Origin of the sequence: Bradyrhizobium sp. STM 3809, from assembly GCF_000239795.1 — a bacterium.
Taxonomy (GTDB): domain Bacteria; phylum Pseudomonadota; class Alphaproteobacteria; order Rhizobiales; family Xanthobacteraceae; genus Bradyrhizobium.
Window position 1 is genome coordinate 1 of sequence record NZ_CAFJ01000016.1, and the last position, 4,498, is coordinate 4,498.

Here is a 4,498-nt window from a genome sequence, read left to right on the forward strand (position 1 = left end):
GATTTCGACCGACTGGGGCGCAAGCTGGGTCTTCACCGGCAAGGCGCTCGCGCTCAATCCGTATTGTCCCTCGGACGTGACGGATCCCGACAACCTGACGATCGACGTGAATGGAACGACGACGGCTTACGGGTCGGACGCTGCAAACGCGGGTGACAACGGGCTCGGCCATCCGACAGTGCTCAGCATCCACGGTGTCAAGCGGCTGTATCTCCTCAACCGCGCCAGCGGCCATATCGACAATGACCAGCTCGTGCTTCACAAACTGCATCACGATGGCGACGAGCCACTCTTGGGCCTGCCTCAGCTCGGCTATGTCAGTCCGCTGGCCTCTGGCGGTTATCCGGCGCTCGAGCCGACCGCGACGGCGACGAGCGGACTGATCGCCCCCGATGCGATCCTCGGCGCAATCCGGATGGGACGGGACAAGACGGCGGCCGTCTACGTCTCCAAGGTTCTGAATGCGGACAAGAGCTTCCCAGCCAGCCAGATCTGTCCCAAGACGCCGGCCTTCGCGCTGACGAATCTCGTCAACGGCAAGCCTCGCAAGACCAATGATGACGTGATCTCGATCCGGGTGGCGACCACATCAGACGGAGTCAATTTCACCGATGCCGGTGTCGCAACCGGTCTCAATGATCCGACCACGGTCTCCCTGAACGGCATCCGCTGGCTCGGCAGCGGCAGTCTGTTGCGCATCGCGGATGGCCGCTACGGCCTGTTCTTCGGCGCCGGAAGTTGTCTGGACAACGATTCGGATGGATTTCACTTCATCGGCTATGCCGAAACAATCAACCCAGTCCGGCAGCCCAGCGATCTCCTGAGCTGGCATGTGGTGCGCGGGTTCGACAACCCGATCATCTCGACGGACACCGTCGTCGATCCGGCCGGACCTCGCGCCTATCCTCTCAACGCGCCGCTCGTGAGCGTCGCCGGAGCAGATCTGCTGTCGGCCGAAGAGGTCGCACCGTTCCCGCGTCCGAACACGATCGGCGGAACGACGTACACCACCAACTTCTTCAGCGGTCGGGTGTACGATCCCCAAGCCGTCTATACGAATGAGCGCACAGTCACGATCGTCTTTGCTGGCTACAACACGCCGCAGCCGAGCAATAACCTTGGTGACTATCGCTCGATTGGTCGCTTCCAGTTGCACGTTCCGGCCGGATACTTCGCACCGCCCGAGTTCGACCGGGACGAATAGTCCCGTGTGAGTTGAAGACAAAGGGAAGGAGTTCAGTCTGGACGGCGGTCCAGACTGGACTGCGCCGAAGGGCGGGGCCTCCGGACGGATGGCCAATCCGACGAGGTCGCCGATAGCCCTCGAATCAGCGCCCGCATCCCGGATGCTGCTGCCGTTGCGCCAGGGGCCACCGGTTGGATCAGATCGCGGTTCGCCTCTCCAACTCATGATTTCGCCGCGTCGCCTGTGATTACGCGAGAGGCGTGACCCCGATCAGCTTTTTCCGCAACGCAGTATGTGACACGCATGTCACAGTTACTCTTATACCGACTCCAAAATATAATATGACTATTCAAAGGCACCCCAGCGCTTGCTAGGCTGACGGTCCAATCTCAGGTTGACAAATTCGCCCAAGAAATGGGCGGCAGCTGGGGTTGAGCCGTGGGGAAGCGCGTGCCGGCAGGAGGCTCTGGGCCGGACGCGACAGATAACAGCCAGAGCCTGGGGCGCTGCGAGGAGCAGAAAAATGAGTGGGTTTGTGACGACCGCGCGCATGTGCGGCGCAGGGGTCGCTTTGTCTTGTTTGATGGGGAGTGGGGCTGTCGCGGCGGATCTGCCGACCAAGGCGCCGCCGGTTGCCTATACCGATGATTTCTGGACGCGGCCGTATCTGTTCGGCGATCTCGGCCGGACCAAGCTGAAGGAGCAGGGCATCTCGCTCGCGCTCACGCTGGGCGACGAAGCGGTCAACAATCTCTCCGGTGGATCGCGCAAGACCTCGGCGAATGCCGGACAATTGTGGTTCGAGGCGAAATTCGACCTCGCCAAGCTCGCCGGCATCCAGGGCGGCCTGATCGGCATCACGCTGGTCGACCGCTTCGGCAAGAATCTCAACAGCGAAGCCGGCATTCCCGCGCTGATGCTGACCAACGAGGTGTTCGGCCGCGGCAACATCCTGCGCCTCACCGAGTTCTACTATCAGCAGAAGCTGCTCGACGACCGCCTGGTGTTCAAGGGCGGCCGGCTGCCGGTCGGCTCCGACTTCTTCTTCGGCCAGTGCGAGTTCATCAACCTGACCTTCTGCGGCGGCCAGCCCGGCAACATCCAGGGCGGCTACATCTACAACTGGCCGGTCAGCCAGTGGGGCGGCGTCGCGCACTACAACTTCACCAAGGAGTGGAAGCTGTCGGTCGGCGTCTACGATGCGAACCCGAACTACCTGACCACGTCGGATGCCGGCGTCTATCTGGCGCCGGGCATTCCGCGCTCCAGCGCGGCCTCGGGCGTGCTGGTGCCGGTGGAAGTGGTGTGGGAGCCGAGCGGCCCGCTCAACGGCACCTGGCGCTTCGGCGGCTGGTATGACAGCGCCTCGACCATCGACGGCGGCCTGCCCGGCATCATCGGCGTCGTCGCCGGCGGTCCCGGCGTCGGCGATCAGAACCTCAGCAGCACGCGCGGCCGCTACGGCATCTACGAATCGATCCTGCAGCGCCTGACCAATGAGGGGCCGAAGGCGCAGGGCTGGTACACCTTCCTCAACACCAGCGTCGCCGACCACCGCACCGCCTATCAGGACTACCAGGTGTCCTGGGGCGTCAAGCACACCGGAACCTTCTCGTTCCGGCCCGAGGACGAGGTCGGCTTCGCGGTCGGCACCACCCACGTCAACTCGTCCGCGCTGACGCCGAATGCCGGCGGCAACGAGGTGCCGATCGAGGCCTGGTACGGCTGGCAGGCCACCGGCTGGATGAACCTGAAGTTCGACGCCCAGTATGTGATCAATCCGGGCGGCCGCGGCTTCAACGCCGCCGGCGTCAAGACCGGCAATGCCGTGGTTCTCGGCCTGCGCACGGTGGTCCACTTCTGAGGATGGACCGAAACGGGCGGATGCATGTCATCCGCCCGTCATCCGGCGGCGATCCCTCGGCCCACTTGCCGCCTGCCAGTCCTGCCCGGCAGGGCAGGGCGCGGCGACGAGGATGTCGATTGACTCTTCCGCACTGCGACACGACATCTCCCGGGGTTGACCGCGACGACGCGCCCAGGAGATCGCCATGACCGCATCCGACGTCCATTCCGCCTCCGGCCAGCGCCTGGGTGACGAGGTCGTGGACTGGCTCACCAACGGCACGAGCGACGAGCGCTTCATCGACAACATCTTCGGCCAGATGTGTGTCCGGCTGCAGCGCGCCGGCATTCCGGTGATGCGGGCCTCGCTCCACGTCCAGATCAACCATCCGCAATGGCTCGGCGCCCGCATCCTGTGGAGCGACGGAATGGAGGGCGCGGAGATCGCGCGGGTCGACTACGACGTGCGCGAGCGATCGGAATATATCGGCAGCCCCGCCAGCGAGATCGTCGACGGCGCCGAGGAGATTCGGGAGAATCTCGCACGCGATCCGAAGCTCGGCCGCCAGCATGCGGTGTATGACGACATGCGCGCGATGGGGCTGACCGACTATGTCGCCTGGCCGATCTATCACACGCTGGGCAAGCGTCATATCGTGACCTTCGCGACCGACCGCCGCGGCGGCTTCGAGCATGCCCATGTCGATGCGCTGCGCCGGCTCATCCCGGTGCTGGCGCTGGTCAGCGAGATTCGCATCAAGAACCGGCTGGCACGGACCCTGCTCGAGACCTATGTCGGGCCGCATGCCGGCGAGATGATCCTGGCCGGCGCGACCCGGCGCGGCAGCGGCGAGACCGTGCGCGCGGCAATCATGATCTGCGATCTCCGCGACTTCACCAAGATCTCCGACAACTGGCCGCGGGACGACGTCATCGATCTGCTCAACGGCTATTTCGATGCGATGGTCGAGCCGATCACGCAGCATGGCGGCGAGATCCTGAAGTTCATCGGCGACGGCCTGCTCGCGATCTTCCCGCTCAGCCAGCCGGGCGCCTGCGAGAAGCTGCTGTATGCCGTGACCGACGCCAGGCGGGCGATGGAGGAACTGAACGCGCGGCATGCCGAGAGCGGCCGCGCGCCGCTCCGCTACGGCATCGGCATCCATGTCGGCGACGTGATGTACGGCAATATCGGCTCGCGCTCGCGGCTCGATTTCACGGTGATCGGGCCGGCGGTCAACATGGCCTCGCGCATGGAGGCGCTGACCAAGCAGGTCGGCCGCCCCGTGCTGATGTCGCGCGCTTTCGCCGAACTGGTCGAGGGGCCGTTCGCGCTGGAGCGCGTCGGCGAGTTTCCGGTGCGCGGCTTCAGCGACCCGATCGAGCTGTTTGCGTTCGAGGGGTAGGGTAAGTCGTGTTGTAGCCCGGATGAGCGCAGCGACATCCGGGATCGCACCAGCTGTTGCG

At 64.6% G+C, this 4,498-nt stretch carries 3 protein-coding genes; all 3 read left to right on the plus strand.

Annotation, left to right across the window (positions count from 1 at the left end):
• Positions 1 to 1,204: hypothetical protein (locus BRAS3809_RS36410; RefSeq protein WP_035654808.1), on the plus strand; the 1,204-nt coding region annotated here is incomplete at its 5' end.
• Between the two features lie 505 nt (positions 1,205 to 1,709).
• Positions 1,710 to 3,050, plus strand: coding sequence for a carbohydrate porin (locus BRAS3809_RS00880; protein WP_035654810.1), 1,341 nt, complete (start codon positions 1,710 to 1,712; stop codon positions 3,048 to 3,050).
• A gap of 187 nt (positions 3,051 to 3,237) precedes the next feature.
• Positions 3,238 to 4,437, plus strand: a complete 1,200-nt coding sequence (locus BRAS3809_RS00885; protein ID WP_008960215.1) for an adenylate/guanylate cyclase domain-containing protein — start codon at positions 3,238 to 3,240, stop codon at positions 4,435 to 4,437.
• The last annotated feature ends 61 nt before the right edge of the window (positions 4,438 to 4,498 follow it).